Origin of the sequence: Pedobacter sp. AK017 (assembly GCF_014200825.1) — a bacterium.
Lineage (GTDB): Bacteria > Bacteroidota > Bacteroidia > Sphingobacteriales > Sphingobacteriaceae > Pedobacter > Pedobacter heparinus.
The window spans coordinates 26,493-51,229 of record NZ_JACHCW010000017.1; the positions used below are offsets into that span (position 1 = coordinate 26,493).

A 24,737-nucleotide genomic window follows, 5' to 3' on the forward strand; every position below is an offset into this window, starting at 1 on the left:
ACATGAACAATACATTTAATATAGAGCGTTTTGGGCTATTGCTTAAAAGAAAATGGCTGGAATTCGGGAAAATCTACCTCGTTACGCTGTCCGTTGCTTTTGGGGTGATCCTGCTGGGCTATCTGATTGCTTTCTGGAGGGTGTTTATGGGGCTCAGTCCGGTGTCGTCCAGAAATCTTGTTTTCAGGGAGCCGCTATTTATGATCTTCGGATTTTTGTTTATTACTGCTGTAGCCAGCAATTATTTTGCGCACCTGGGGCAAAAATCCAAAACCATTATCGATCTGCTGATTCCTGCTTCTACCTTTGAAAAATTTGTTGCCGGAGTATTTTTTACAGGAGTACTTACTACAATTAGTTTTACTGTGCTTTTTTGCCTTACGGATTTGATCTTTATTACAAAATTGCGAAATATATCCCATTCTGTTGAAACTTCATCCTATACGGACGCCCATGGTACAGTAACCGTTGTAAAGGACAACCTGGCTTATTTCTTTGCGCACAATAAGATAAATCGATTTCTGCCTTTATATGTTTTTCCATTTTTCTTTACCAGCATATTTTTATTGGGTTCAGTTTATTTTAACAAGTTCCATTACATCAAGACAGCCCTTTCGGTAATGGTTTTTGCAGGTATATGGACATTTATCATTGTAAATACGGGCGAATATTTAACCAGGAACAGAAGGCATGTTGGGGATTCCGGATCTTTTTTTAATAACCCAGGTAAAGACACGATTGAATGGATGCTTTTATTATTGCTGCTGGTATTTACGTTTATATTTTGGGGAATAGCCTATGTGCGCCTTAAAGAAAAAGAGGTTTAATTTTAATTGGTATCGATATGGAATTTAGAGACAATAAGGCGATATACCTTCAAATAGCAGAATACGTTTGTGAACACATTTTATTGCAAAAGTGGAATACTGACCAGAAGCTCCCTTCGGTAAGGGAGCTGGCCGTAGAACTCGAGGTGAACCCCAACACGGTAATGCGGACCTATGAATTGCTGCAAAGTAAAAATATCATCAGTAACAAAAGAGGCATTGGTTTTTTTGTGGCGGAGGATGCCCTTGCCCATGTGAAAAACTATCGTAAAACCCAGTTTGTTGATGATGAACTACCCATTTTTTTTAGAAATATTTATCTGTTGAATATAGATTTTGATGAATTGCAGACACGATATATCACTTTTATCAAAGAAACTTTTAATCCTTAAAAAATGAAGACAAGTAATAAATTATTGATCGCTTTTGCATTGGCACTCTTGCTGATCCCTATATTAGGTATAGCCATTGTATCTGAGGTATATTATGAAAAAGATGACCAGTCGGCAATGCAAAAAGGAGCAATGGATACTTTTGGTGTTATTCCTGAAAATGTTGCTTCTATACCAGTGAATAGTCCTTTTAAATCGGTTACCATTGATGGTGGAAACCAGCTGCACCTGGTGGTTAAACTGGTAAAGGATGAAAAATCGGGGGTTAAGTTTCCTGACGATATGAAAGGATTGATTACGGCTCTGGTTGACGGAAATGGCCAGTTGCAGATTGTGGTAAAAGCTACGGGTAAGAAGCATGACAATTATACCCGGATTGCTGTTTACGGTCCTGATATTAAAGAACTAAATGTACTGAACGGGAAAGGGATGAACTTAAATGCAAATACAGACTCTTTAGCCTTGAACCTGAGCCATACCGGCTCAGCCCATTTTGATCCGGATACAAAGATCGGAAAGCTTAACATCCGTACTGCCGATGTTCAGCAGATCAGCTTCAGGGAGACGGGTACTAAATCAGTTATTTTAAACCTTAAAAATACCAATGTTAAAAGTGATATGAGTTCATTTGATCAGCTTTCCATTTATGCTGCAGGAACTTCCGAAATTGAACTGAACGGAGGATATGGCGAAAAAACGGATAAGGTGATTAAACACCTGACATTGAACACACTTGGAAAAGCGAAAGTTAAAGTATACAATATGAAGATTGACCAATGTGCCGGCAGGTTTTCTGATTCGACCAGCGTTGAGATGCCGGCTGTCAATATCAACCAGATGTACCGATAGCCCTTATTGTTCTACAAATTTTTTCAGATTTATGCCAATGATCTGCGTCCAGCCGGCGGCAAAGCTTTCCTTTGAAAATGCCGGGTCATCTTTAGGGAAGCTGTCGAGACCGGTATGGGTTAGTTTTATGCGCGTACCTGTACCGGCACCAAACAATTCAAAGCAAACCCATGACTGTCCCTGATAATTATCATAGCTCCAGGAATAGGTTAATTTTTTGCCTTCCTCTACTTCTGTCACTTTACATATATGCAGGTACTTTTTCTTATCGTCGCCAGCCAGAAACTGAAATTTAAAACCTGGTTCGGGTTTAAAGGCCTCAATATCAAAATACCATTGTTTCATTTTTTGCGTATCTGTTATGGCTTCCCATACTTTGCCTACCGGAGCATTAAAAGTTCGTTCTATTAAAAATGGATCAGCTTTCATGTATATATGATTTTTGTTTATCAGGAGTTATTTACAATAAAACCAATGTTTTACAAAACTGTTTTTATTTTTTAGCATTCATTTATCAGGGTTGTTGCCTGTAAGTTTGTGTTAGGGGATTTCGCGGCCGCAATGTGAGATTGTGGTAGTTTTGCCGGACTGTTTTTCGTATCTTTGGGGAGGTTTAAATACTCAGTTGAATTGCATTTTTCTTCCCGGATAGCCGTGGTTATGGGTTAAGATAAGGATAGGTTAAACCTGATATAACCCCTGAATGAATAAAGATATTTCCGTAGTCAAACCATCTTTTAAAGAAGCCCTAAAATTCTGGTTTAAACTGGGCTGGATCAGTTTTGGCGGTACGCTTGGGCATGTGCACATTATGCATGATTTCCTGGTTGAGAAGAAGAAATGGATTTCTGGCAGCAGGTTTTTCCATGCATTGAGTTTGTGTATGCTTTTACCCGGACCTGAAGCGCAGCAATTGGCCATTTATATTGGCTGGCAGTTACATGGAAAAAAGGGCGGAATACTGGCCGGTATCTTTTTTATTCTTCCATCGATGTTTATCTTATTGGGGCTAAGCCTGGTTTATGTAACTTATGGTAACCAGTTATGGATGAATGCTATTTTTGCTGGTTTAAAACCGGCTGTTGTGGCCATTATCCTTCATGCGGTATGGAATGTTGGCCGAAAGGCCCTGCACATTTCTCTGCATTATATTTTGGCGGCATTGGCTTTTGCCTGTATTTTCTTTTTTAATGTGCCTATGCCCTATATTATTCTGGGTGCCATTATTTTTGCTTTGTTGTTCAGAGCAATATGGCCAGGTTTAATGTACAAGGCTGCTGCTGAACAGGTTGATGATCATCTGGATGAGGGCGACTATTATATCAATAAGAATTCGCCGGGCTTGGGAAAAGATTTTAGCGCCAAATTGCTGATTAAACAAACCGGGCTGTTTGTGCTGTTCTGGATAGTGCCGCTAACTGCTTTTTACATATGGAGTCCTGATTTTTCTTTCTGGAGGGGATTGGTATTGTTCTTTACCCAGACGGCGCTGTTTACAATTGGCGGATCATATACCGTTTTACCTTATGTAGCACAGTTTAGTGTTTCGAGGTTCAACTGGTTAAGCAAATCGCAGATGGTAGATGGTTTTGCACTGGCCGAAACTACACCCGGGCCGTTGATTATTGTAGTGTGTTATGTGGGCTTTATGGCTGGATACAATCATTTTTCTGGATCTTTGCTAATGGGAAGTATTGGGCTTGTAGCCACTGCTTTCTATACCTTCCTGCCTTCGTTCCTTTTTATTTTTGTAGGGGGGGCTGTGCTGGAAAGAAGCAGGGGTAATGCAGTTGTTAAGGATGTACTAGGTTTTGTAACAGCAGCTGTTGTAGGAGTGATTCTTAATCTGACGCTTTTTTTGGGTAAGGAAGTGCTGTTTCCTGATGGCTTTGTATTAGATAAATTGGATTTGGTTGCACTGGCCTGGATGTTGGTATCAGTGGCTTTGCTGTTCAGGTTTAGGCTTAACGTAGTATATCTGATATTAATGAGTATGTGTTACGGCTTGTGTTATTATTGGCTTGCTTAGTTTATTTTTATGGCATTCTGTAGACCAAAAGAACAGAAGTTATAGCCAGATTTGTATGCTTATATTTTAAATTTGAGTTTATGGACTTTCAACAATATCAGGATTATTTTCAGGAGATTTTATCAGATCCAAACGCCGCTGCACCCTACAACAATATAGACTATCTGGATTATACCAAATTGAACTGGACACGCCAGCAACGCTGGTTAAAGACAGGAGTAGTGGATGCTGTTCTGGCAGAAACGATAGCTGCCATAAGGAATGCCCGGCAATGGATTGTTATTACTGAACCTTGGTGCGGGGACGCCGCTCATACAGTTCCGTTTATTCATAAACTAACACAACTCAACAATTTAATCAGTGTTTCTTATCAGTTGAGAGATAGTGAACCTTTCTTAATTGAGCAATACCTGACAAATGGTAGTAAGGCCATTCCTAAACTGATCATCAGGGACGAAGCGGGAAATGATTTGCTGACCTGGGGCCCAAGACCCCTGAAGTGCCAGGCTATATACAATAATTTAACAGCAGCGCATGCCGATTTTGGAACGATTAAAACAGAACTCCAAAAGTGGTACAACCAGGATAAAGGTAAAAGTTTTCAGCGGGAATTGCTGGAGGTTCTGGGTAAGGTAACCGGATAACATTAAAGCTGAAAAAAGGAATGCCCCGCGTTTGCAGGGCATAGAGGTAATTTAAGGGTTTTGTGTATACAAGGAATGCTTGAAATACATGAGGTGCTTGAAAAAGTCCATTGTCAAGTCTTTATAGGAGGGGAAATGAATCCTATTCTGTAAACGTATTTAAAAGGAAGGGTTAAGCCAATTCTATTACGCTAACCTGTGTATATATTACGCCAACTGCCGGAATTTTTATGTGAATGGTTATTCTTCGTCATAATTGAAACAATTCTCAGTTTTTAACCAACAATTGTGGCATTTGTAGTTTCCAGAGATTAGCATATGCAGAATCTGCTTTGTACAACAATTCCTTATGTGTACCTTCCTCGAGTACTTTACCTTTGTCGAGCACTATAATCTTATCGGCGTGGTTTAAGGTACTCAAACGGTGGGCAATTACAATTACAGTTTTATTACAGGTCTTTAACAGGTTGATTGCCTTCTGAACATATTGTTCGGAAGCAGAATCGAGGGATGAGGTGGCCTCGTCGAGGATCAGGATTTCAGGTTGCCGGTATAAGGCCCTGGCAATGGCAATGCGTTGCCTTTGTCCGCCTGAAAGAGTGGTGCCGTTCTCGCCCAGATAGGTTTGAAATCCCCTGGGCAGGGTTTCTATAAAATCGAGGATACCCAATTGCTCTGCAATATCAAGGATACGCTGCATATCGGGTTCATGATCACCTATGGCAATATTATCGACCACATTACCTGCAAAAAGATCTATTTTTTGCGGTACTACAGCTATGATTTGTCGTAATGATGCTGTGCGGATATACTTCAAATCATATTTCCCGATGCTGATGTTACCTTTTTGTATGGGGTAAATATTTTGAAGGATGGCCATTAGCGTGGATTTGCCCGAACCACTTTCGCCAACAATGGCTGTAAACTTACCTTTTGGGATGCTTAAATTGAGATCTTCAAATACATTTATCCTGGTTCCATAACGGAAAGATACCTGCTCAAAGCGGATGTCACCTATTTGTTCCGGGCTCAGTTCAATCTGGTTTTCATCGTTTTCGCGTTCCAGATCCATGATCTCGAATAACCTGTCTGATGCAATAATGGCATCCTGTAAGGTTTTGTTCATGCCTATGAGCGCAGATATAGGGCCTGTAAAATAACCGATCAGTGTGTAAAAGGAGAGCAGTTCGCCAGGAGTAAGCATGTTGTCGAGTACAAAACCGGCACCTATCCAGAGTAGCACGATGGTAAGCAGGCGGGAGATGAGTTCAGCAGAGGTGCCTGAAAATACGGAGTTGAGGTTGGAACTGTAACCTGTATGCAACAGTTTTACAAACCGGCTTTCTGTTTTTTCATTGGCGTGGTTCTCCAGTCCGAAGCGTTTGATGGTGCCTATGGCATTTAAACTTTCTACCAATTGTGATTCCAGCTCGGCGGAGTCTTCCATCAGTTTCCTTTGTGCTTTTTTATTAAGCTTATTGGTTAGTACATAGACCACCAGGTATACCGGGATTACGGAAAGCATGATAAGGGCCAGTTTCCAATAATACGTGAACATCATCACAAAAGAGAAAAAAACGATGAACAGGTTGACCAGAAAATTGATGCTGACATCATTTAAAAAGGTCCTGATCTTTACCGCATCATTGATGCGCGAAATGATCTCGCCTACACGCATGGTATCAAAAAACTGCTGGGGAAGTTTAAGCAGGTGTTTATAATAGCTAAGGATGAGCTGGGCATCAATCATTTGTCCGGTTTTTAACGTAAAAATGGTTTTTGCAGTGCCGATAAAGAGTTGTACCAGCAGGATGAGGAGCATGGCTATACCCATCATGTTCAGTAGGTTCCGGTTACTGTCTACCAGGACAAAATCGACAAGTTTTTGTACAAAGACCGAGGTAGAAAGCCCCAGTATGGTATATACAATAGCGCCAAACAGGGCTTGTATCAAAATGTTCTTATGTGGCTTGATGAGGTTCCAGAAGCGACCCTGTATGGATATTTTTTCATTTCCTGCCTGGAATTCTTCTGCAGGTAGCAGCAGTACAAGCGCACCTGTCCATTCGCCTTTAAATTCTTCATGGCTTTTGCGCTGCAGCTGCCCGTCTATTGGGTCCATCACCTCAATAAATTTTTTGTTTACCTTATAAATGACTACATAGTGCTGCAGTATGGTACCTACAAGGATATGGGCAATAGCGGGTGTGGGTATTTTGAAGAGGCTTTCGAAAGGTCCTTTAACACCCTTGGCTTCAAATCCCAGCTTTTGGGCTGCTTCTACTATGCCCAAAACGGTAGTGCCTTTTTTATCAGTTCCGGCCAGCTGCCGGATGCGTGCAACGGGCAGGTCTAATTTGTAATGTGCCGCAACAGAGGCCAGGCAGGCTGCGCCGCAATCTGTGATGTCGCGTTGTTTTACTTTGATGCTCATGACCTATGTTTCTCTTTATAGCTTAGCATTCAGGTTGGGGTTTACCCAGTCATCTATTTTATCATACAGCAACTGGTACAAGCTGCGTTCTGTTACTGTGAAACGTGCGGTAAAGCTCATTCCCTTTTTTAAATACCCTTTATAGCCATTTTTTAGCAGCAGGTGGTTTTGGCTGAGCGCGCATTTTACTTTAAATACCGGCTGATCGTTGTTGATGACTATGATATCATCCGAGATGTCGAGTACTGTACCTTTGGCCAGTCCCCATTGATTATAATTGTAAGCATCAATCTGGAAGCGTACCTCCTGGCCCACTTTAATCAGGCCTATATCTGATGGTTTAACGTAACAAAACGCTGTAAGATCTGCATTGGGAGAGATTTCACCTATTTTTTGGTTCGCAAACACATAAGCTCCTTCTTTTATACCCGTCAGGTTCTGAACGGAGCCATCTACCGGGGCTTTTAAAGTGTATAATTTTTTTTGTTCGTTCAGTTCTACCTGCTGGCCGCTTAGCTGTTGCAGTTCGTTGCGCAGGGAACTGGCTTCTATTTGCCATTGCGATCTGTATTTGCTGCAGATCATTTTAAAGGCCGATTCGGCTTGTTGCAGTTCAAATTTATAATGTTCGTATTCAGATTCGGTGATGGCTTTGTTCTGAAAGAGCCTGTTGTATCGGCTAAAAGTGTTTTCGGCTTGTGTTTTGGCTATTCTGGCACTTTCCAGTTCCTGGGCAAACTGTTGCCAGGAAGCCGTGTATTGCCCCGTTTGCAGGGGTGGGTAACTGTAGCCGTTTCTGTTGATGTAAACGAGCAGCAGATGGATGTCCTGCAGAAAGGCTGATAACTGGGCCTGGCGGTTTTGTACAATATTGCCCTGTTGTTTGGCCAGTGCGGCATCAATGACCAATAAAGTTTCGCCCTGTTTAATTTTTTGGTTGTCCTGTAATTTAAGGGTGATCACACGTCCGTTGGCAGGTACAGTAAGTTCTGTTTTTTCAATTGATGATTGTAGTATTCCGGCACTTTTTACACTGATGGATGTTTTGATGAAAGGGAGGAGCGCAAGGGTAATCAGGATAGTAAGAACGGTAATCAGGTAAATGATTTGGGTTGATCTGTTGATCCTGGAACGGTAAGCTAATGCGGTATTGGAAATGGCTTCTGTGGTGTAAGTGGATATGGACATATATTGGCTGATAAGCGTAACCGTTATCCCTGACAAGGATAACGGTTATGATTAAGTTCTTACAGACCGTTAACTAAGCCCAGAACAGTGCCTAATTGTTTGGTAAGGAAAGAAAAAGTGTCGTTTAGCACACTTTTAACTGCTCCTGTTACTGGTGCCAGGCCACCGGTTAAATTGCCTAAACCTAAGCCATTAAGCAGGCCCAGGCCGTCTAATAAACCGCCGCCTTCAACTTTTGTCATTTCCACTGTGTTCATTTCCTGAACACCAAGGTTGTTCAATTCTAATTTTTTCATAATAGGGAATATGTTTTAGATTTCAATCCTTACTCATCTAAGGCTTTTCAGGATACGCCTATGTTTGGCCAAACATGGTAACGAAATTAATAAAAGCACGCTTTGCTGGGGCTGTTCAGTTTGTTCATTTCATGTGCTAAGGGGGTATGCTGGGGTTTTATCAGGTTTGACCTGTCTGAGTTGGTTTTATCTCTGTCATAAACTGCTTTAAAATGAGAATCCCAAATTTTGAAAAGGATATACAGGGTGTGAATCCGGCAATATAAGGGGTTGATTGCGACAGTATTAAGGTTTAACTTTGGGTATGAAACACATTTCGATTCTTGTACCCAGAGGGCAGGCCGTTTTAAGCAGCATAGTTGGTCCTTATAAAGTGTTTAGCCATGTAAACGAGCACCTGACCAATATGGGTAAGCCCCCTTTGTTTAAAATCCAGCTGGTAGGTATTAGTACCGAGACTGAATTGTATGATGGCTTATTTACAGTTAAACCTCATGTTCTGCTTAAGGAAGTGGATAAGACTGATCTGGTGATTATTCCGGCCCCTAACGGCGATATGATGAAGGCGCTGGTATTGAACCAGGAGTTTTTACCCTGGATTACTGCGCAGTACAAGGCTGGCGCTGAAGTGGCCAGTTTATGTGTTGGTGCATTTTTACTGGCCTCTACTGGCTTGCTGAAAGGAAAAAAATGTGCCACACACTGGATGGCTGCCAATGCTTTCAGGAAGATGTTTCCGGATGTGAACCTGGTAGCAGATAAGATCATTACAGACGAAAACGGCATTTATTCAAGCGGGGGCGCTTATTCTTTTCTGAACCTGATGCTGTACCTGGTAGAAAAGTATGCAGGCAGGGATATAGCTATTTTGTGTTCAAAAATACTGGAAATAGAATTTGACAGAGGGAGCCAGTCGCCCTTTATCATTTTTGAAGGCCAGAAGGAGCATGATGATGAGCCTGTAAGGAGGGCACAAACCTATATTGAAAAGAATTTCCAGGAAAAGATTACGGTAGATCAGCTGGCGATGATGTTTGCATTGGGCAGGCGTAACCTGGAACGGCGGTTTAAAAAGGCTACATCAAATACCATTGCGGAGTACATGCAAAGGGTTAAAATTGAAGCCGCAAAAATGAGTCTGGAAAGCTCCAGAGAGAACGTGAATGAAGTAATGTATAAGGTAGGCTATACAGATACAAAGGCTTTTCGTACCACTTTTAGAAAAGTTACCGGACTATCGCCGGTGCAGTACAGGAACAAATATAGTCGCGAAGTGGTACAGTTTTAAGTGTGTAATTTAGATGTAAACGATAAAATTTCAATAAGATAATACACAAAATTGTGACTTTTTAATGGTTTCTTTGTTTGAAAATTGAGCATGTTGAAAACAGGTAGATAAGCCTGGATAAAATATTGGTATTTTTAAATGGATATAGGGAGACTTTTAAGAGGTATTTTACCTGAAGAGCGCATTAAAGTACGTTTGATAGATCTGGTTGCTTATGCATCGGACGCAGGTTTTTACTATTTACGGCCTAAAGCTGTTGTACAACCGGTTGCCGAATCGGAGATCATTTCACTGTTTAAGTTTTCTCATCAGCACCAGATCCCGATAACTTTCCGGACAGGGGGAACGAGTTTGTCCGGCCAGGCCATTACTGATGGGATCCTGGTAGATCTGAGCCAGTACTGGAATAAAATGGGTATTGAGGCATCGGGCGAACTGGTAAGGGTTCAACCAGGGATTACTGGCAGTATGGTGAATGCTTATCTGAAAAAACACAAACGGAAGATAGGTCCTGACCCTTCCAGCATTGACGCAGCTATGATTGGTGGTATCCTTTCCAACAATTCCAGTGGCATGTGCTGCGGGGTAAAACTGAACTCTTACCATACCACCAGGCATATCCGCTTTATTTTGCCTGATGGAAATACCTTTACCACTGAAAAAGAAACCGATTATATTCGTTTTGAGCAGGAATGTAGCCAAATCTATACCGCTATAAAAGAACTGCAGGAAGAAATTGCAGGTAATGAAGTGCTGTACGACCTGATCCGAAGGAAATACCAGACCAAAAATACGGTTGGTTATTCACTGAATGCGTTCATTGATCATCAGCATCCACTGGATGTGTTTGCACACCTTTTAATTGGTGCAGAAGGTACCTTGGGTTTTATTGCGGAAGCTGTAATGGAGACGGTTCCGGACTATCCTTATAAAACAACTGCCTTTTTATATTTTCCGGATATTTATGCAGCCTGTCAGGCCATTATTCCTTTAACGGTTGCAGGTGCTGAAGCGGTAGAGCTGATGGACAGGGCCTCACTACGGTCGATAGACAACTTAAAGGGTGTTCCTGAACGGTTAAAGACCTTAACGGAAACAGCTGCCGCCTTACTGGTAGAATTTCAGGCCAACAGTATGGATGAGCTCCATGCCAAGACCAATGTATTTTTAGCTTCGGCTACTTCTTTGTCTATGCTGGAAACCCCTTTGTTTACAGAGGATATGAAACAGCAGGCCTTTTACTGGAAGCTGCGCAAAGGGATGTTCCCTGCGGTTGGTGCAGTAAGAGCCAGTGGTACAACCGTGATTTTAGAAGATATCGCCTTTCCTGTCGCCCAACTGGGGGATGCGATTTTAGACTTGCAGCAGCTGTTTAAAAAGTATAGCTATCATGAGGCGATCATCTTTGGTCATGCCAAGGATGGGAACATCCACTTTGTGGTTACCCAGGCCTTTCACACTGCGGCTGAAATTGAACGTTACGACCTGTTTATGCAGGATGTGGTGAAGCTGGTGGTGGAGACTTATAATGGTACCTTAAAAGCAGAACATGGGACGGGCCGTAACATGGCTCCCTTTATTGAAACCGAATGGGGTACACAGGCTTACCAGATCATGAAAAGGCTGAAACAGGTGATCGATCCGGCAAACCTGCTGAATCCTGGAGTGATCATCAACGAAAATAAAAAGGCACATATTGAGCATTTGAAGCCTCTGCCTTCGGTAGAAGAGGAGGTAGACCGTTGTATTGAATGTGGGTACTGTGAACATAAATGTCCGAGCCGTAACATTACGCTCACCCCAAGGCAAAGGATTGTAGTGAGACGCGAGCTGGCCGGTTTAAAGGCTAAAGGTGATAAAAACACTTTTGATAAACTGGTAAAGGAATACCAGTATGACGGACTGGATACCTGTGCTGTGGACGGTTTATGTGCCACAGCCTGTCCTGTTGATATCAATACTGGCGATCTGGTTAAAAGATTGAGACGTGAAAACCATAGCGATACGGCCAATAAACTGGCATTAACAGTTGCGAAAAATTTTGGGGCCACTGCTTTTACAGTGGGACTGGCAGTAAAGGCGGGCAACGGCATGAACAGCATTTTTGGCCCGTCGACCATGCATAATATTACAAGTGGTGTGAAAAAAATCATTCCTGCAATGCCCCTATGGAGTAACCAGGTACAGGCACCTGCAGGAAAGATTGAAGGAGATAGGGAAGGGTCTATTGTTTATTTTCCTACCTGTATCAACAGGATGATGGGTGGTGCAAAGGATAACAAAAAAAGTGTAGCAAAAACCTTTATGGGTGTATCTGCAAAGGCTGGTATTAAGGTATTGCTACCTGATGACATTAATGGAATGTGCTGCGGACAGTTATTCTCTTCAAAAGGATACAGTGATGCCTATAAGTATACGGTTAATGAAACAATTGAGAAGTTATGGAAATGGACTGCCGGGGGCAAATTTCCGGTGGTGCTGGATGTAAGTTCCTGTACACATACATTGCAACATTGCCGTGAGGTACTTACTGAAAAGCATAAAGCTTATTTTGATCAGCTGAATATTATCGACAGTATCGATTACCTGCATGATTTTGTAATGGCAAAACTACCAGAGGTACGCAAAAAGGACAGGATTGTTCTGCACCCGGTATGTACCTTGAAAAAGATGGGTCTTGAAGGCAAGTTGTTTAAACTGGCCGATCATTTTGCAGAGCAGGTTGATGTTCCCTTAAATGTGGGTTGCTGTGGGATGGCTGGCGACAGGGGCTTTTTGTTTCCTGAACTTACGGCTTCGGCAACGGCTCCAGAAGCAGGGGAGGTAAAGAAAAGAGACTATTCAGGTTATTATTCCACGGCTAAAACCTGTGAAATGGCCATGTCGGATGCTGTGGGAAAAAACTATGAATCGATTTTATATCTGGTGGATGAGTGTAGCTGATCTGCTGAAAATATTTGTGGATGCCTTACTTTAAGAAACTGCTTGATCTGCTTAAAACGGAGCGTGAAGAGGACTTACAAGCATATATCAAACAGAAGGAAACCCTTTCTGTTGCAGAACGCAGAGCACTTGGGTTAACCTGGTATCCTATTGCTATCCGAGGTTCGGAAATGAGCAGGGGTGACTATTTAACTGTTGAGGTTGAACGGACTACGCACCATGATTTGCAACATCAGCTTCGGTTTGGCATGCCAGCGGTACTGTTTTCTAATCACGATCCTAAAAATGATAAGGTTGAGGGGCTGATTGCTTATCAGGGAGGAAGTCGTTTAAAGATCACTTTGTGTACGGATGAACTGCCAGATTGGGCAAGGAACGGTAAATTAGGCATTGATGTACTGTTTGATGATCACAGTTATGATGAAATGCAGGCAGCTGTTAAACGTGCTTCAGTACAGAATGAGCAGGCTGACAATCACCATTTAATAAAGATATTGACGGGGACAGATAAGCCTTCGTTTGCAGAAGATGTTGTTCATTATCCAGTCGCTAAATTAAATAAAGTGCAGCAACTTGCTGTGTACCATATTGTTGCTGCACGGCAACTCGCTATTGTACATGGCCCGCCGGGAACAGGTAAGACCACTACACTTGTGCAGGCTGTTAAGACAATGATTAAACAGCATGGAAGGCAGATTTTGGTAGTTGCACCGAGTAATACAGCGGTAGATTTATTAAGTGAAAAGTTAGCTGACGAGGGATTGAATGTTTTACGGATTGGTAATCCGGTAAGGGTATCAGAAAAATTGTTCTCTTTAACTTTGGATAGTAAAATGGCAGCTCATGCCAGCATAAAAGAGGTTAAGGATTTGAAAAAGCAGGCTGCGGAGTACAAAAAGATGGCCCATAAATACAAAAGAAATTTTGGGAGGGCAGAAAAGGAACAGCGTAAGGCACTTTTTGACGAGGCGCATAAGCTGATGAAAGCTGTAGCCGGTGCCGAACAATATATAATAGAAGATCTGATAGGGAAAGCGCAGGTAGTTACAGCAACTTTAGTAGGCGCAAATCATTATACTATTAAAGATAGGAAATTTGATACCGTAGTAATTGATGAAGCCGGACAGGCATTGGAACCTGCATGCTGGATACCAATATTGAAGGCGCAAAAGGTGATTCTGGCAGGCGACCATTGTCAATTGCCGCCCACCATTAAGTCTAATGACGCTGCGAAAGCAGGTTTAAGCACCACTTTGCTTGAAAAATGTATTGCTTTGCATCCAAATGCAGTTGTTTTGCTGGAAGAACAGTACAGGATGCATACGCAGATTATGGCCTATTCTTCGAAGGTCTTTTACGAAGGAAAATTAAAGGCGCATGCGGCTGTTGCCGGGCATTTGCTATTTCCGGGAGATACTGCATTAAACTTTATTGATACTGCCGGCCGTGGATTTGAAGAACAAAGGGAAGGAACAAGTATTTATAATTCTGAAGAAGCTGTATTTTTACTGAAACACTTAACACAGTTGGTGCTGAAGCTGGCTGAGGTGTATGTTGCTGAAAATTTTCCTTCAATAGGAGTGATTTCGCCCTATAAACAACAAATCTATATATTAAAGGATCTGTTGTTGAACCATCCCGTTTTGCAGCTGTATATTGAAAAAATTTCAGTCAATACAATAGACAGCTTTCAAGGCCAGGAGCGGGACATTGTCTACATCGGGATGACCAGAAGTAACAATGAGGGAGTGATTGGCTTTTTATCGGATATCCGCAGGATGAATGTAGCTATGACCAGGGCCCGTAAAAAGCTGGTGGTTATAGGAGACAGTGCAACTTTATCCAGATTGCCTTTTTATTCGGATTTTATTGCTTATGCAGAAAGCATTGATGCTTACCGGAGTGCATGGGAATTTGCTGATGCAGACTAAGCTTCTTTAGTCTCGTCAGATTGGTCTCCGCTACCATATTTTTCTGAGTAATCCCGGGCTTGTTCATCAGCGGTTTCATCACCTTCATGTTCGGTTTCGAGGTTATGGTCCAGACGGTCATTCCATTTATCCAATCCGTCTGGATGGTTGTGTTTTTTTATGATCGTTGCATTTTCGGGATTTGTTTTCGGTTTTTTCATTGGTATATATTTGTGTTTAATTTTAATGATTTGTCATGAACAAAGATTAATGTTGAAACACTTGCCGGTCACAATTGTTTTGGTATTCCGGATAAAGAGTTAAAAGGTCAAACTACTGTAACAATTCAAATGTAATCCTGTAAATCTAAAATAATGCCCTTTGATTTTCGTTGTAAGGCAAGCCAGGACTGTGAAAAAGCGGAAAACAAAAAAGATAATTATGAAGAATATATTGATTGTTGAAAATGACAGTGGTTTAGTAGAGATGCTCGAAGAATTGTTTGGTTATGAAGGTTATCAGGTAAGTTGTCATCAGCAGGTTGAAGATATATTTCCACTGATTGAAAGCTTTAAGCCTGATGTGGTTTTGCTGGATTATTTGTTGCCAGGGATAAACGGCGGAGAGGTTTGTGCACAAATGAAAAGGAACCCTGAAACGCGTAAAATTCCGGTAATTATTTTTTCTGCCTATCCGCAGGTTATGCTGTCACTTGGCAGCTATGGATGTAACGCTTTTATCTCAAAGCCCTTTGAACTTGATGCCTTACTGGATCAGATTAACGATTGTCTGGAAAACCCCGATAGGGTTTTTGAATTGAGCTCGCCCCTGGCTTAATTTTTTATTTCATAAAACAGTATTTGCAGTCTTTATTCAAATTTATGGTTACAATGATTTTGGACCATGATAAATTATTATCTTTCCAAACTTAATGTATACCAATGAAGAAATATTTAACTCTTGTACTTATCATTTTCAGTTCTGTTGTATTTGCACAGGAAAAATACTGGCAACAGCATGTAAATTACAATATTGACGTGACCCTGAATGATCAGGAAAAATCACTTAAAGGTTTTGAAACCATTGTATACAAAAATAATTCGCCTTCCAGTCTTGATTTTATCTGGTTTCACATCTGGCCAAATGCTTATAAAAATGAAAATACAGCTTTGTTTGAGCAATTGAAAAGCGATACGGCAAGAGCTGGAAAATTAGATAAATACACTTATGGGAGCATAGAGGGTTTGAATTTTAAAGTGAATGGCAAGGTTGCTGCTACAGCGGCACATCCAAATCCGAAATATATAGACATTATTAAGGTAAAACTGGCTTCGCCCTTAAAGCCCGGGGATTCCGTGAAGATCACTACAGATTTTAAAGTAAAGCTGCCATCGTATTTCTCCAGATCGGGTTTTGCAGACGGAGAGTTTATGGTTTGTCAGTGGTACCCCAAGCCTGCTGTTTTTGATAAAAATGGCTGGCATGAGTTTCCTTATCTTGATATGGGAGAGTACTACAGTGACTATGCATCATTTAATGTAAACATTACCGTTCCGGCCGAATATGTAGTAGGTGCTACGGGAGTTTTGCAAAATGCGGATGAGCTTGCAGCCTATAAAAGTGTGGGCGCAAAGAATGTGGCCAACAGAACGGCGAAGCCAGTGTTATATATTCCGAAGAATAGCAAGGGGCTTAAAAAGCTGAATTATAAGATGAACAATGTGCCGGATTTTGCCTGGTTTGCCGATAAAGATTTTGTGATACAGTACGATACAGCGCGCCTGGCTTCGGGTAAAGTAGTTGATGCGTTTACTTATTACCACAATAAGGACAGTACACTTTGGAATTACAGTATTGAATATGCAAAGGATGCGGTAAAGCGTTACAGCAAATGGATAGGGGAGTATGAATACCCGGTGGTGCAGGTAGTGGAAGGGCCAAAAAACAATTCGAGTGGCGGTATGGAATATCCGACCATTACATTGATCACCAGTCCGGATGCCAAAAAAGAATCGCTTGACGCGGTGATTGCACATGAAGTTGGGCACAACTGGTTTATGAGTATGCTGGGAAGTAACGAACGGCAGCATGCCTGGCAGGATGAAGGCCTGAATACTTATTTCCAGTTCAGGTATGAAGCGGAAAAATACCGGTCTAATTCTATTTTTGGTAATGCGATACCTATAGAGGTGCAGGCCTTACCTGTTGATAAGTTTTTAAATGCGATTTATGGCGCATTGAGTGGTATACCCATGCAATCTGCCATCGACTTGCCATCAGATCAGTTTAAGTCTTCCGATGAATACAGTACAGCTTCATACCTGAAGACTGCTTTATGGTTGTATATACTGGAAAATGCAGTAGGCAGGGAAAAACTGGATGCTGCTTTTCAACATTATTTTAAATTATGGACTGGCAAACATCCACAACCTGCTGATCTGAAAGCTGCCTTTGAAGAATCATTAGGCACAAATTTAGACCGGTACTTTCAACTGCTGAACAAAGAAGGAAAGTTTGAATAAATTAAATGGGGTTATGCCCCTGCTTGTTGCCTGTATTGAGCCAGCAGTATATCATTACTAAAAGCAGACTGTATAAGGTGTAATTGAAAATATCATGATGATCGGCAAAGAACAATACGGGCTTTGGTTTATAGAATAAAGCGATGAAGATGAATCTTAGTGTATTTAAGAGTTGAATTGCGATAAGGCCGGTAAACAAAAAAATAAGTCTGGAACGGAGTGGTTTGGGGAAAGCGAGTGTGAACGCAGCAAAGAAACTCATTATGCCGTAACCCAGACAGGAATAGACAAGTCTGAAACCTGCATGGCCCTGTACTTTTAAAGTGGTTTCTGTTGTATAGGTCATATATCCGGTTAGTTCGAGCACTTTGGCTGTTGAAAATAAACATAGATGTCGCCAGGCTTTAATGTAATTAAGATGCTGATCTAATAACGGGCTGTACAATCCGCCGGGGGTAGTGAGGCCGATATAACCTAAATTGAAGCCGTAAAAAATACAGAACAAGAGGGCTAAATTGATAAGAAAGCGGAATGAAGGTGTAGTATGCTGACTGATGTTGAACATAAGCTGTTGCCCTGGTCATCAAATGTATAAATAAGTTTATGATTTGATCACATTATGACCGTTTGTACTACCATTACCTTAAAGAATATAGGTACTTTTGCCCCAATATTTATACGGGCAAAATGAAATTAGCAATTAATGGTTTTGGAAGAATAGGGCGTGTTTTTTTACGTAAGGCATTGGAGCGAAATGTAAATGTAGTTGCCATTAACGATCTTGGTGACCCTGCCACCCTGGCGCACCTTTTTAAGTATGATACGGTTCACCGGGGGTTTAAAGGTGAAGTAAGTTATGAAGAAGATGCCTTGATCATTAATGGCAGGAAAATTAAGGTATATGGTAAAGTGAAACCTGAAGAGCTGCCCTGGGCAGAACTGGAGATAGATCTGGTATTGGAAGCTACCGGTAAGTTTACAGACAGGCTTGGTGCCGAACTGCATTTAAAAGCAGGTGCAAAGCAGGTATTGATATCCGCACCGTCTGCGGATAAGGATGTACCTATGGTTGTGCTGGGGGTAAATGATAATGACATAGATCTGAATTCACCTGTACTGTCCAATGCTTCCTGTACGACAAACAATGTTGCGCCTATGGTAAAAATACTAGACGACAACTGGGGTATCCTGGATGGTTATATAACTACTGTACATTCTATGACGGGTGATCAGAACCTGCACGATTCGCCACATAAAGATTTACGCAGGGCAAGGGCTGCTTCTGCATCTATTATACCTACCAGTACTGGTGCAGCAAAAGCCATTACCAATATTTTTCCTCAACTGGAGGGAAAGCTTGGTGGTGCCGGCATCAGGGTACCGGTGTTGAATGGCTCGTTAACAGATTTTACCTGTATCTTAAAAACTGATGCGACCAGGGAAGCCATTAATGCTGCTTTTAAAAAGGCTTCGGAAAATGAAATGCATGCAATTTTAGAATACACAGAAGATCCGATTGTATCGGTTGATATACTTGATAACCCGCATTCCTGTATTTTTGACGCACAGCTGACCTCTATAGTGGGCGACCTGGTAAAAGTAGTAGGCTGGTACGACAATGAGTCTGGCTATTCGGCCCGTTTGGTTGATCTGGTAGAAAAGATAGCTGTGCACAATGATTAAGTATATTGCAGCAACGGATACACTTCCCTTAAGAAGTAAGGTGTTGAGAAAGGATGCCCCGTTGGAGCAATGTGTTTTTCCTGCAGATGAAGTAAAAGGTGGTTTTCACCTTGGGTATTTTGCTGGGACAAGCCTGGTATGTATCGCAACTTTTTATCCTGAAGACTGTGCTGAACAGGGTATAGGAGGTTTCAGGTTGCGTGGTATGGCTACAGATCCAGCATTTATGGGTAAAGGGTACGGTGCTGAACTGATAAAATTTGCAATTAATAAGTTAAGATCTGTTAATGCTTCTTATATTTGGTGCGATGCAAGGAGTTTGGCAGTGGGATTTTATAAGAAGCTGGGTTTTGAGTTTATTTCTGAAGAATTTGAAGTTACAGGAATAGGTCCGCATTTTAAAATGATTAAAATTATTCAGTAATAATAAGCACGTAATCAAACCATTAGAATAAAACAAAATTTAAAGATGAGAACAATAGATCAATGCAATTTCAATGATAAAAAGGCTTTAATCAGGGTAGATTTTAATGTGCCACTGGATAGTGATTTTAACATTACCGATGATAAAAGAATGCGTGCTGCATTGCCGACTATTAATAAGATATTGAATGATGGTGGAGCAGTAATTCTGATGTCGCACCTGGGCAGGCCAAAAGGCGGGCCGGAAGATAAGTACTCTTTAAAACATATTTTAGGTGACCTTTCGAGGATGCTTGATCTGGAAGTAAAATTTGCCGATGATTGTATTGGCCCAGATGCAGTTGAAAAGGCTAAAAATCTGGTGCCAGGACAGGTTTTGTTGTTAGAGAACTTACGTTTTTATAAAGAAGAGGAAAAAGGTGACAGGGCTTTTGCGGAAAAATTGTCCAAATTGGGCGACGTATATGTAAATGATGCTTTTGGTACAGCCCATCGCGCACATGCATCTACTGCTATCGTAGCTGAGTTTTTCCCTAAAGATAAGTACTTTGGTTATTTGATGGCGGAGGAGTTGAAAAATGCAGAAAAGGTAAATCATGGTGCCGAGAAGCCTTTTACAGCCATTATGGGCGGGGCTAAGGTGTCGGATAAGATTTTATTGATAGAGAGTTTACTGGAGAAGGTCGATAACCTGATTATTGGTGGCGGAATGGCTTATACCTTTGCAAAGGCCAAGGGTGGTGAGATCGGAACTTCGTTACTGGAAGAAGATAGAATGGCGCTATGCCTGGAACTAATGGAAAAAGCTAAGGCTAAAGGTGTTAATTTATATTTACCTCTGGATACTGTTATTGCAGATAAGTTTGACAATGAGGCCAGTAAAGGAACGGTAGATACAGGTAAAATTCCGGCCGACTGGATGGGACTGGACATAGGCCCAAAAACCGTTAAATTGTTTTCTGATGTAATTGCCAATTCTAAAACGTTATTGTGGAATGGGCCAATGGGGGTATTTGAAATGGCTAATTTTGAGCAGGGAACGCGTGCCATTGCTGATGCAGTAGTTGCTGCAACGCAAAATAACGGTGCTTTCTCTTTAATTGGCGGGGGTGATTCTGCCGCTGCAATTGCAAAATTCAATTTGGAAGATAAGGTAAGTTATGTTTCTACCGGTGGTGGGGCTTTGCTGGAATATATGGAAGGTAAGGAGCTGCCTGGTGTTAAGGCAATTAACGATTAGCCTATAGCATGATTTTCAGGACAGGCGTTTCGTTTTTTCGAAACGCCTGTTTTTGTTTACCACCGTATTTTCTGCGTTTTTAATGATTTAAAGGCCGAAAAATGTTGGTATGAAATATGTTGATAATTTTTTGTGGTAGAATGTGGTAAAAAGTGGTAGAAATATCTATTTTTACACTACATAAAAAGTATACATATAAAAATGGTTCAACTATTAGGAGAATTTGATTGTAAATTGGATGCGAAAGGCCGCTTGATGGTCCCTTCGAATCTGAAAAAACAATTGCCTAATGTTGAGGCTGAGGGGCTTGTCATTAACCGTGGTTTTGAGAAGCATCTGGTGCTTTATCCAAAAAATGTGTGGGAAGGCATGGTCGAAGAGCTGAGTAAGTTGAACCAATATGAGCCAAAAACGAGAGAATTTATCAGATATTTTACCCGCGGTGCGACGTCTTTGACGCTTGATGCTGCCGGAAGGGTGAATTTACCAAAATCTTTATTGGAATCTGTGGGGATTGAAATTAGTGATGACCTGGTTTTGGCCTGTCAGTTTGATAAGGTTGAGGTGTGGTCTAAAAAAACCTATGAAGCTTTATTTGATAAAGAGCCTGAGAATTTTGCATTTCTTGCTCAGGAAGTAATGGGCAATAAAAACAGGGGGGAAGATGGAAAATAATTATCACGTTCCTGTTTTGTTGGCAGCATGTATAGATGGTTTAAATATCAGACCTGAAGGGGTGTATGTTGATGTTACTTTTGGTGGTGGAGGGCATTCAAGAGAGATACTTAAAAAATTGGGTGATAAAGGTGTGCTGATCGCATTTGATCAGGATCCCGATGCGCGGAGAAATGAAATTGATGATCCCCGTTTTCACTTTGTGGATCAGAATTTTGCCTTCCTTAAAAATAACCTGAGGTTGCTGGGCTTTAAAGCTGTGGATGGCATTCTGGCTGATCTTGGTGTTTCTTCGCATCAGTTTAATGAACCGGAACGTGGTTTTTCGACCAGGTTTGATGCTGCGCTGGATATGCGGATGGATAAACAGGGAAAGCTGACTGCTGCGGAAGTTTTGAATACTTATACAGAAGATCAATTGCATAAAATTTTTGGTATTTATGGTGAGGTAAAAAATGCGAAATCATTGGCCAGGGCCATTGTGACGGGTAGGGTGGAAAGACCTGTTTTAACGCTTGCTGATTTTAAGGCGGTTGCTGCTGCTCATATCCCTAAAGGTAAAGAGCATAAATATATGGCGCAGGTTTTTCAGGCCCTGCGTATTGAGGTGAATGCAGAGATGGAGGTGCTGGAGAATTTTTTGAGCCAGACTGCTGATGTGATTAAGCCTGGGGGGCGTTTGGTGGTAATGTCATATCATTCGCTGGAGGACAGGCCGGTAAAGAACTTTATTGCAAAAGGTAAGTTTCGGGGAGAGGTGGATAAAGATTTTTTTGGCAATGAGCAAAAGCCTTTTAAGGCGGTTACCAGGAAGGCGATTGTTGCAGATGCGGAAGAGCTGGAAAGAAATAGCCGGGCGCGAAGTGCTAAATTAAGAGTGGGGGAAAGGCTATGAATAACCAGTTTAGAACAAGGATAGAGGAAGAGCCGGAAGAGGAGGATCTTGAACGGGAGGAACAGCCCCGGCTCAAGAGAAAAGAGCCTGAAAACAGCAATGCCTTTTTCAGGAAATTATTTACTGAGGGGGTGGTGAGTAAGGAAGCTGCAACGGAGATGTTGCCGTTTTTAATATTTCTATCGGTTTTGTGTATGCTGTATATCGCGAACAGCCATACAGCAGTTAAGAATGTAAGGAATATTGATAAGTTAAATAAGGAAGTGAAAGAGCTGAGCTGGGAGTATAAGTCGCTCAAGGCCGACCTGATGTTTAAAAGTAAGTTAACTGAAGTAGCGAAAAAAGTGGATACACTGGGAATTAAAGAATTAACGGAACCACCTAAAAAAATTGTAATAAACAGTAATGAATATTAGAGACAACATATTACTACGTGTTTATCTGGCTTTCGGGCTGATTGTACTGCTTGCCGTGGCAGTACTGGTCAGACTATGCGATGTACAATTTGTGGAGGGACATAAATGGCGTGCCATGGCCGATAGTCTCTCTACAAAGTATATCAATATTGAGGCTGCACGCGGCAATATTTATTCTGTGGATGGAAGTTTGCTGGCAACCTCAATTCCTGAATATGAGTTGAGGATGGATATGCTTGCCGGCGGAATACAGGATAATGATCTATTTAATGAGAAAGTGGATTCACTTGGGCTCAGGCTGTCGCAATTTTTTAAAGATAAAACACCTAAAGAATATTCCCGTTACCTGCGTTCTGCCAGACGTGATAGTGCACGTTATCTGTTGATCAAGCGAAAAGTTGGCTATCAGGAATTGAAGGTGGTAAGAACTTTTCCTTTATATAATGTAGGTAAATATACCGGTGGGTTAATTGCTGTACAGCAAAATAAAAGGATCAGGCCGTTTAAATTTCTTGCAGCAAGGACCATTGGTTATAAAAATGAGAATGTAGCGAATGGTGTGGGGCTAGAGGGTGCTTATAAAGAATATATTAACGGCGAGAGCGGTAAAAGATTGGTGCAGCGTATTGCCGGGGGTGTTTGGATGCCTGTTAATGATGAGGCTGAAGTGGCACCTAAAGAAGGTGCTGATATCATATCGACCATTGACATCAATATGCAGGATCTTGTTCAGAGTGCATTGGAAAAACAGTTGAAATTAAGTGATGCAGATCATGGAACAGTAATTCTGATGGAAGTAGGTTCTGGTGAAGTACGCGCGGTTGCCAATTATACAAGGGTTAGCAAAGGCGTATATGAGGAAAAATTTAATTATGCCATTGGTGGAAGTCAGGATCCCGGTTCTACATTTAAACTGGCTTCTTATATGGCTTTGCTGGAAGATAAAAAAGTAGATACCAATACATTGGTGGCAACGGGTGACGGAACTTACAGGATTCCGGGACATACCATTAAAGATTCACATGGTGGCATAGGAACGGTTACAGTAATGAAAGCTTTTGAGCAATCAGCAAATACCGCGGTTGCCAAACTGGTTAATGCGCACTATCAGGATAATCCCTCGCAGTTTACAGACCATCTGTATAAAATTCACATGAATGAAAAGCTGGACTTACAGATACCAGGAGAGGCCAGGCCGGTGATAAAAAATCCTTCATTTAAAAGCTGGAACAAGAACATGACCCTGCCGCAAATGGCGTATGGTTATGAGATGCAGATTACACCGTTGCAGATGCTGGCATTTTACAATGCTGTAGCCAATGATGGGAAATATATTGCACCGATTTTTGTGAAAGAGATCAGGCGTTTGGGAAATCCAATCGAACAATTCCATGCCAGGGTAATTGCTGATCGTATATGCTCTGAAAAAACCATTAAAAAATTACAGGCTATGTTGGAATCGGTGGTAACAAAGGGTACAGGTAAGTTGATGGGTTCGCCATTATACAGGGTAGCCGGTAAGACTGGTACGGCACAGGTGGCGGATGGCAATGGTGGATATAAGCGGAATAAGAGCTATCAGGCCTCTTTTTGTGGGTATTTTCCGGCAGATAAACCGAAATATTCAATTATAGTATCTATTAACGGACCAAAGAACGGCTATTATGGGGCAACGGTTGCCGGACCGGTATTTAAAGAAATTGCCGACCGTATTTATGCCAGCGATATGGAGATGTATAACAACATTCCGGAGCGTTTGGTGGGTAATACCACCAATCCGGAAGCTAAAGCAGGAGAGAGTAAATCGGTTAAGCGGGTTTACAATGCTTTAGGTGTTAAAGCGCTATATGCGGCCAGATCCAATGGTATCGATACCAATAATGGGGTAGCTTATGAGGAATACAACACGATTAAAGGGCTGATGCCAAATGTGAACGGAATGGGCTTAAAAAATGCCTTATACCTTTTGGGAAATGCAGGGTTAAAAGCCAGGGTAAAGGGAAGCGGAAAGGTGATTAGCCAATCTATTCCTGCCGGGAATAAAATAGGAAAAGGATTGTTGGTACAAATTGATTTACAATAA

General features: G+C 41.5%; 23 protein-coding genes. 17 read left to right on the top strand and 6 right to left on the bottom strand.

Annotated features, from left to right (window positions below; translation table 11 throughout):
- The first annotated feature begins 2 nt into the window (after nucleotides 1-2).
- Genes HDC92_RS20510 through HDC92_RS20520 form a run of 3 tightly spaced genes read left to right on the top strand, consistent with a single transcriptional unit; the run spans nucleotide 3 to nucleotide 2,068 of the window.
- Nucleotides 3-827, top strand: coding sequence for a hypothetical protein (locus tag HDC92_RS20510; RefSeq protein WP_015809156.1), 825 nt, complete (start codon nucleotides 3-5; stop codon nucleotides 825-827).
- 17 nt (nucleotides 828-844) lie between these two features.
- The gene (locus tag HDC92_RS20515) at nucleotides 845-1,219 is read left to right on the top strand and encodes a GntR family transcriptional regulator (protein ID WP_183876903.1); all 375 of its coding nucleotides are present in this window, start codon (nucleotides 845-847) and stop codon (nucleotides 1,217-1,219) included.
- A 3-nt stretch (nucleotides 1,220-1,222) separates the two neighbouring features.
- Complete coding sequence (locus tag HDC92_RS20520) at nucleotides 1,223-2,068, top strand: hypothetical protein (protein WP_183876904.1); 846 nt, start codon at nucleotides 1,223-1,225, stop codon at nucleotides 2,066-2,068.
- Nucleotides 2,069-2,071: 3 nt separating this feature from the next.
- On the opposite strand, the gene HDC92_RS20525 is transcribed toward HDC92_RS20520, so the two are convergent.
- Complete coding sequence (locus tag HDC92_RS20525; protein ID WP_015809153.1) at nucleotides 2,072-2,497, bottom strand: SRPBCC domain-containing protein; 426 nt, start codon at nucleotides 2,495-2,497, stop codon at nucleotides 2,072-2,074.
- Between the two features lie 274 nt (nucleotides 2,498-2,771).
- Between HDC92_RS20525 and chrA the strand changes: the two genes are divergently transcribed.
- Both chrA and HDC92_RS20535 read left to right on the top strand, forming a co-directional pair.
- A complete protein-coding gene (chrA, locus tag HDC92_RS20530; RefSeq protein WP_015809152.1) occupies nucleotides 2,772-4,097 on the top strand; it encodes a chromate efflux transporter in 1,326 nt (441 codons plus the stop codon).
- Between the two features lie 80 nt (nucleotides 4,098-4,177).
- Nucleotides 4,178-4,741, top strand: coding sequence for a thioredoxin family protein (locus HDC92_RS20535; protein WP_183876905.1), 564 nt, complete (start codon nucleotides 4,178-4,180; stop codon nucleotides 4,739-4,741).
- 268 nt (nucleotides 4,742-5,009) lie between these two features.
- Here the strand turns inward: HDC92_RS20535 and HDC92_RS20540 are convergent, their stop codons facing one another.
- The 3 genes from HDC92_RS20540 to HDC92_RS20550 are packed head-to-tail and all read right to left on the bottom strand — an operon-like array spanning nucleotide 5,010 to nucleotide 8,659.
- Nucleotides 5,010-7,175, bottom strand: a complete 2,166-nt coding sequence (locus HDC92_RS20540) for a peptidase domain-containing ABC transporter (protein WP_015809150.1) — start codon at nucleotides 7,173-7,175, stop codon at nucleotides 5,010-5,012.
- Between the two features lie 15 nt (nucleotides 7,176-7,190).
- Nucleotides 7,191-8,363, bottom strand: a complete 1,173-nt coding sequence (locus HDC92_RS20545; RefSeq protein ID WP_183876906.1) for an HlyD family secretion protein — start codon at nucleotides 8,361-8,363, stop codon at nucleotides 7,191-7,193.
- Nucleotides 8,364-8,422: 59 nt separating this feature from the next.
- Complete coding sequence (locus HDC92_RS20550; protein WP_015809148.1) at nucleotides 8,423-8,659, bottom strand: hypothetical protein; 237 nt, start codon at nucleotides 8,657-8,659, stop codon at nucleotides 8,423-8,425.
- A 304-nt stretch (nucleotides 8,660-8,963) separates the two neighbouring features.
- Here HDC92_RS20550 and HDC92_RS20555 point away from each other — a divergent pair, with 304 nt between their 5' ends.
- The 3 genes from HDC92_RS20555 (at nucleotide 8,964) to HDC92_RS20565 (ending at nucleotide 14,821) form a co-directional block, all read left to right on the top strand.
- The gene (locus HDC92_RS20555) at nucleotides 8,964-9,947 is read left to right on the top strand and encodes a GlxA family transcriptional regulator (protein ID WP_015809147.1); all 984 of its coding nucleotides are present in this window, start codon (nucleotides 8,964-8,966) and stop codon (nucleotides 9,945-9,947) included.
- 138 nt (nucleotides 9,948-10,085) lie between these two features.
- Nucleotides 10,086-12,890, top strand: a complete 2,805-nt coding sequence (locus tag HDC92_RS20560; RefSeq protein ID WP_183876907.1) for an FAD-binding and (Fe-S)-binding domain-containing protein — start codon at nucleotides 10,086-10,088, stop codon at nucleotides 12,888-12,890.
- A 20-nt stretch (nucleotides 12,891-12,910) separates the two neighbouring features.
- Nucleotides 12,911-14,821, top strand: a complete 1,911-nt coding sequence (locus HDC92_RS20565; RefSeq protein ID WP_183876908.1) for an AAA domain-containing protein — start codon at nucleotides 12,911-12,913, stop codon at nucleotides 14,819-14,821.
- Here HDC92_RS20565 and HDC92_RS20570 read toward each other — a convergent pair.
- Entirely contained in the window at nucleotides 14,818-15,021 is a 204-nt protein-coding gene (locus tag HDC92_RS20570) for a hypothetical protein (RefSeq protein ID WP_015809144.1), read from the bottom strand. The genes HDC92_RS20565 and HDC92_RS20570 overlap by 4 nt on opposite strands.
- A gap of 220 nt (nucleotides 15,022-15,241) precedes the next feature.
- On the opposite strand from HDC92_RS20570, the gene HDC92_RS20575 reads away from it, so the two are divergent.
- Together HDC92_RS20575 and HDC92_RS20580 are read left to right on the top strand one after the other, a co-directional pair.
- Nucleotides 15,242-15,637 (top strand): two-component system response regulator, encoded by a 396-nt coding sequence (locus tag HDC92_RS20575; RefSeq protein ID WP_015809143.1) that lies wholly within the window; start codon nucleotides 15,242-15,244, stop codon nucleotides 15,635-15,637.
- 104 nt (nucleotides 15,638-15,741) lie between these two features.
- Nucleotides 15,742-17,322: a M1 family metallopeptidase gene (locus tag HDC92_RS20580; RefSeq protein ID WP_015809142.1), complete on the top strand. Its 1,581-nt coding sequence runs from the start codon at nucleotides 15,742-15,744 to the stop codon at nucleotides 17,320-17,322.
- A 1-nt stretch (nucleotide 17,323) separates the two neighbouring features.
- On the opposite strand, the gene xrtY is transcribed toward HDC92_RS20580, so the two are convergent.
- Nucleotides 17,324-17,887 (bottom strand): exosortase Y, encoded by a 564-nt coding sequence (gene xrtY / locus HDC92_RS20585; RefSeq protein WP_183876909.1) that lies wholly within the window; start codon nucleotides 17,885-17,887, stop codon nucleotides 17,324-17,326.
- Between the two features lie 122 nt (nucleotides 17,888-18,009).
- Here xrtY and gap point away from each other — a divergent pair, with 122 nt between their 5' ends.
- From gap to HDC92_RS20620, 7 genes are all read left to right on the top strand, one after another.
- Nucleotides 18,010-19,005 (top strand): type I glyceraldehyde-3-phosphate dehydrogenase, encoded by a 996-nt coding sequence (gene gap / locus HDC92_RS20590; RefSeq protein WP_015809140.1) that lies wholly within the window; start codon nucleotides 18,010-18,012, stop codon nucleotides 19,003-19,005.
- On the top strand, nucleotides 18,998-19,429 hold the full coding sequence (locus tag HDC92_RS20595; protein ID WP_183876910.1) for a GNAT family N-acetyltransferase: 432 nt from the start codon (nucleotides 18,998-19,000) through the stop codon (nucleotides 19,427-19,429). The genes gap and HDC92_RS20595 overlap by 8 nt, the downstream gene beginning before the upstream one ends.
- Before the next feature lie 45 nt (nucleotides 19,430-19,474).
- The gene (locus tag HDC92_RS20600; RefSeq protein ID WP_015809138.1) at nucleotides 19,475-20,668 is read left to right on the top strand and encodes a phosphoglycerate kinase; all 1,194 of its coding nucleotides are present in this window, start codon (nucleotides 19,475-19,477) and stop codon (nucleotides 20,666-20,668) included.
- 201 nt (nucleotides 20,669-20,869) lie between these two features.
- On the top strand, nucleotides 20,870-21,343 hold the full coding sequence (mraZ, locus tag HDC92_RS20605) for a division/cell wall cluster transcriptional repressor MraZ (protein ID WP_183876911.1): 474 nt from the start codon (nucleotides 20,870-20,872) through the stop codon (nucleotides 21,341-21,343).
- Nucleotides 21,333-22,238 carry a 16S rRNA (cytosine(1402)-N(4))-methyltransferase RsmH gene (gene rsmH, locus HDC92_RS20610; protein ID WP_183876912.1) on the top strand — a complete coding sequence of 302 codons (906 nt, stop codon included), beginning with the start codon at nucleotides 21,333-21,335 and terminating at the stop codon, nucleotides 22,236-22,238. Before mraZ ends, rsmH begins: the two co-directional genes overlap by 11 nt.
- Nucleotides 22,235-22,654 (top strand): FtsL-like putative cell division protein, encoded by a 420-nt coding sequence (locus tag HDC92_RS20615; RefSeq protein ID WP_015809135.1) that lies wholly within the window; start codon nucleotides 22,235-22,237, stop codon nucleotides 22,652-22,654. Before rsmH ends, HDC92_RS20615 begins: the two co-directional genes overlap by 4 nt.
- Nucleotides 22,644-24,737, top strand: coding sequence for a penicillin-binding protein (locus HDC92_RS20620; protein ID WP_183876913.1), 2,094 nt, complete (start codon nucleotides 22,644-22,646; stop codon nucleotides 24,735-24,737). Before HDC92_RS20615 ends, HDC92_RS20620 begins: the two co-directional genes overlap by 11 nt.

What these genes read in the sequence shown, in the direction of transcription:
- HDC92_RS20510 (WP_015809156.1), top strand. Translation starts at nt 3, where the DNA reads ATGAACAATACATTTAATATAGAGCGTTTTGGGCTATTGCTTAAAAGA.
- HDC92_RS20515 (WP_183876903.1), top strand. Translation starts at nt 845, where the DNA reads ATGGAATTTAGAGACAATAAGGCGATATACCTTCAAATAGCAGAATAC.
- HDC92_RS20520 (WP_183876904.1), top strand. Translation starts at nt 1,223, where the DNA reads ATGAAGACAAGTAATAAATTATTGATCGCTTTTGCATTGGCACTCTTG.
- HDC92_RS20525 (WP_015809153.1), bottom strand. Translation starts at nt 2,497, where the DNA reads ATGAAAGCTGATCCATTTTTAATAGAACGAACTTTTAATGCTCCGGTA.
- chrA (WP_015809152.1), top strand. Translation starts at nt 2,772, where the DNA reads ATGAATAAAGATATTTCCGTAGTCAAACCATCTTTTAAAGAAGCCCTA.
- HDC92_RS20535 (WP_183876905.1), top strand. Translation starts at nt 4,178, where the DNA reads ATGGACTTTCAACAATATCAGGATTATTTTCAGGAGATTTTATCAGAT.
- HDC92_RS20540 (WP_015809150.1), bottom strand. Translation starts at nt 7,175, where the DNA reads ATGAGCATCAAAGTAAAACAACGCGACATCACAGATTGCGGCGCAGCC.
- HDC92_RS20545 (WP_183876906.1), bottom strand. Translation starts at nt 8,363, where the DNA reads ATGTCCATATCCACTTACACCACAGAAGCCATTTCCAATACCGCATTA.
- HDC92_RS20550 (WP_015809148.1), bottom strand. Translation starts at nt 8,659, where the DNA reads ATGAAAAAATTAGAATTGAACAACCTTGGTGTTCAGGAAATGAACACA.
- HDC92_RS20555 (WP_015809147.1), top strand. Translation starts at nt 8,964, where the DNA reads ATGAAACACATTTCGATTCTTGTACCCAGAGGGCAGGCCGTTTTAAGC.
- HDC92_RS20560 (WP_183876907.1), top strand. Translation starts at nt 10,086, where the DNA reads ATGGATATAGGGAGACTTTTAAGAGGTATTTTACCTGAAGAGCGCATT.
- HDC92_RS20565 (WP_183876908.1), top strand. Translation starts at nt 12,911, where the DNA reads ATGCCTTACTTTAAGAAACTGCTTGATCTGCTTAAAACGGAGCGTGAA.
- HDC92_RS20570 (WP_015809144.1), bottom strand. Translation starts at nt 15,021, where the DNA reads ATGAAAAAACCGAAAACAAATCCCGAAAATGCAACGATCATAAAAAAA.
- HDC92_RS20575 (WP_015809143.1), top strand. Translation starts at nt 15,242, where the DNA reads ATGAAGAATATATTGATTGTTGAAAATGACAGTGGTTTAGTAGAGATG.
- HDC92_RS20580 (WP_015809142.1), top strand. Translation starts at nt 15,742, where the DNA reads ATGAAGAAATATTTAACTCTTGTACTTATCATTTTCAGTTCTGTTGTA.
- xrtY (WP_183876909.1), bottom strand. Translation starts at nt 17,887, where the DNA reads ATGTTCAACATCAGTCAGCATACTACACCTTCATTCCGCTTTCTTATC.
- gap (WP_015809140.1), top strand. Translation starts at nt 18,010, where the DNA reads ATGAAATTAGCAATTAATGGTTTTGGAAGAATAGGGCGTGTTTTTTTA.
- HDC92_RS20595 (WP_183876910.1), top strand. Translation starts at nt 18,998, where the DNA reads ATGATTAAGTATATTGCAGCAACGGATACACTTCCCTTAAGAAGTAAG.
- HDC92_RS20600 (WP_015809138.1), top strand. Translation starts at nt 19,475, where the DNA reads ATGAGAACAATAGATCAATGCAATTTCAATGATAAAAAGGCTTTAATC.
- mraZ (WP_183876911.1), top strand. Translation starts at nt 20,870, where the DNA reads ATGGTTCAACTATTAGGAGAATTTGATTGTAAATTGGATGCGAAAGGC.
- rsmH (WP_183876912.1), top strand. Translation starts at nt 21,333, where the DNA reads ATGGAAAATAATTATCACGTTCCTGTTTTGTTGGCAGCATGTATAGAT.
- HDC92_RS20615 (WP_015809135.1), top strand. Translation starts at nt 22,235, where the DNA reads ATGAATAACCAGTTTAGAACAAGGATAGAGGAAGAGCCGGAAGAGGAG.
- HDC92_RS20620 (WP_183876913.1), top strand. Translation starts at nt 22,644, where the DNA reads ATGAATATTAGAGACAACATATTACTACGTGTTTATCTGGCTTTCGGG.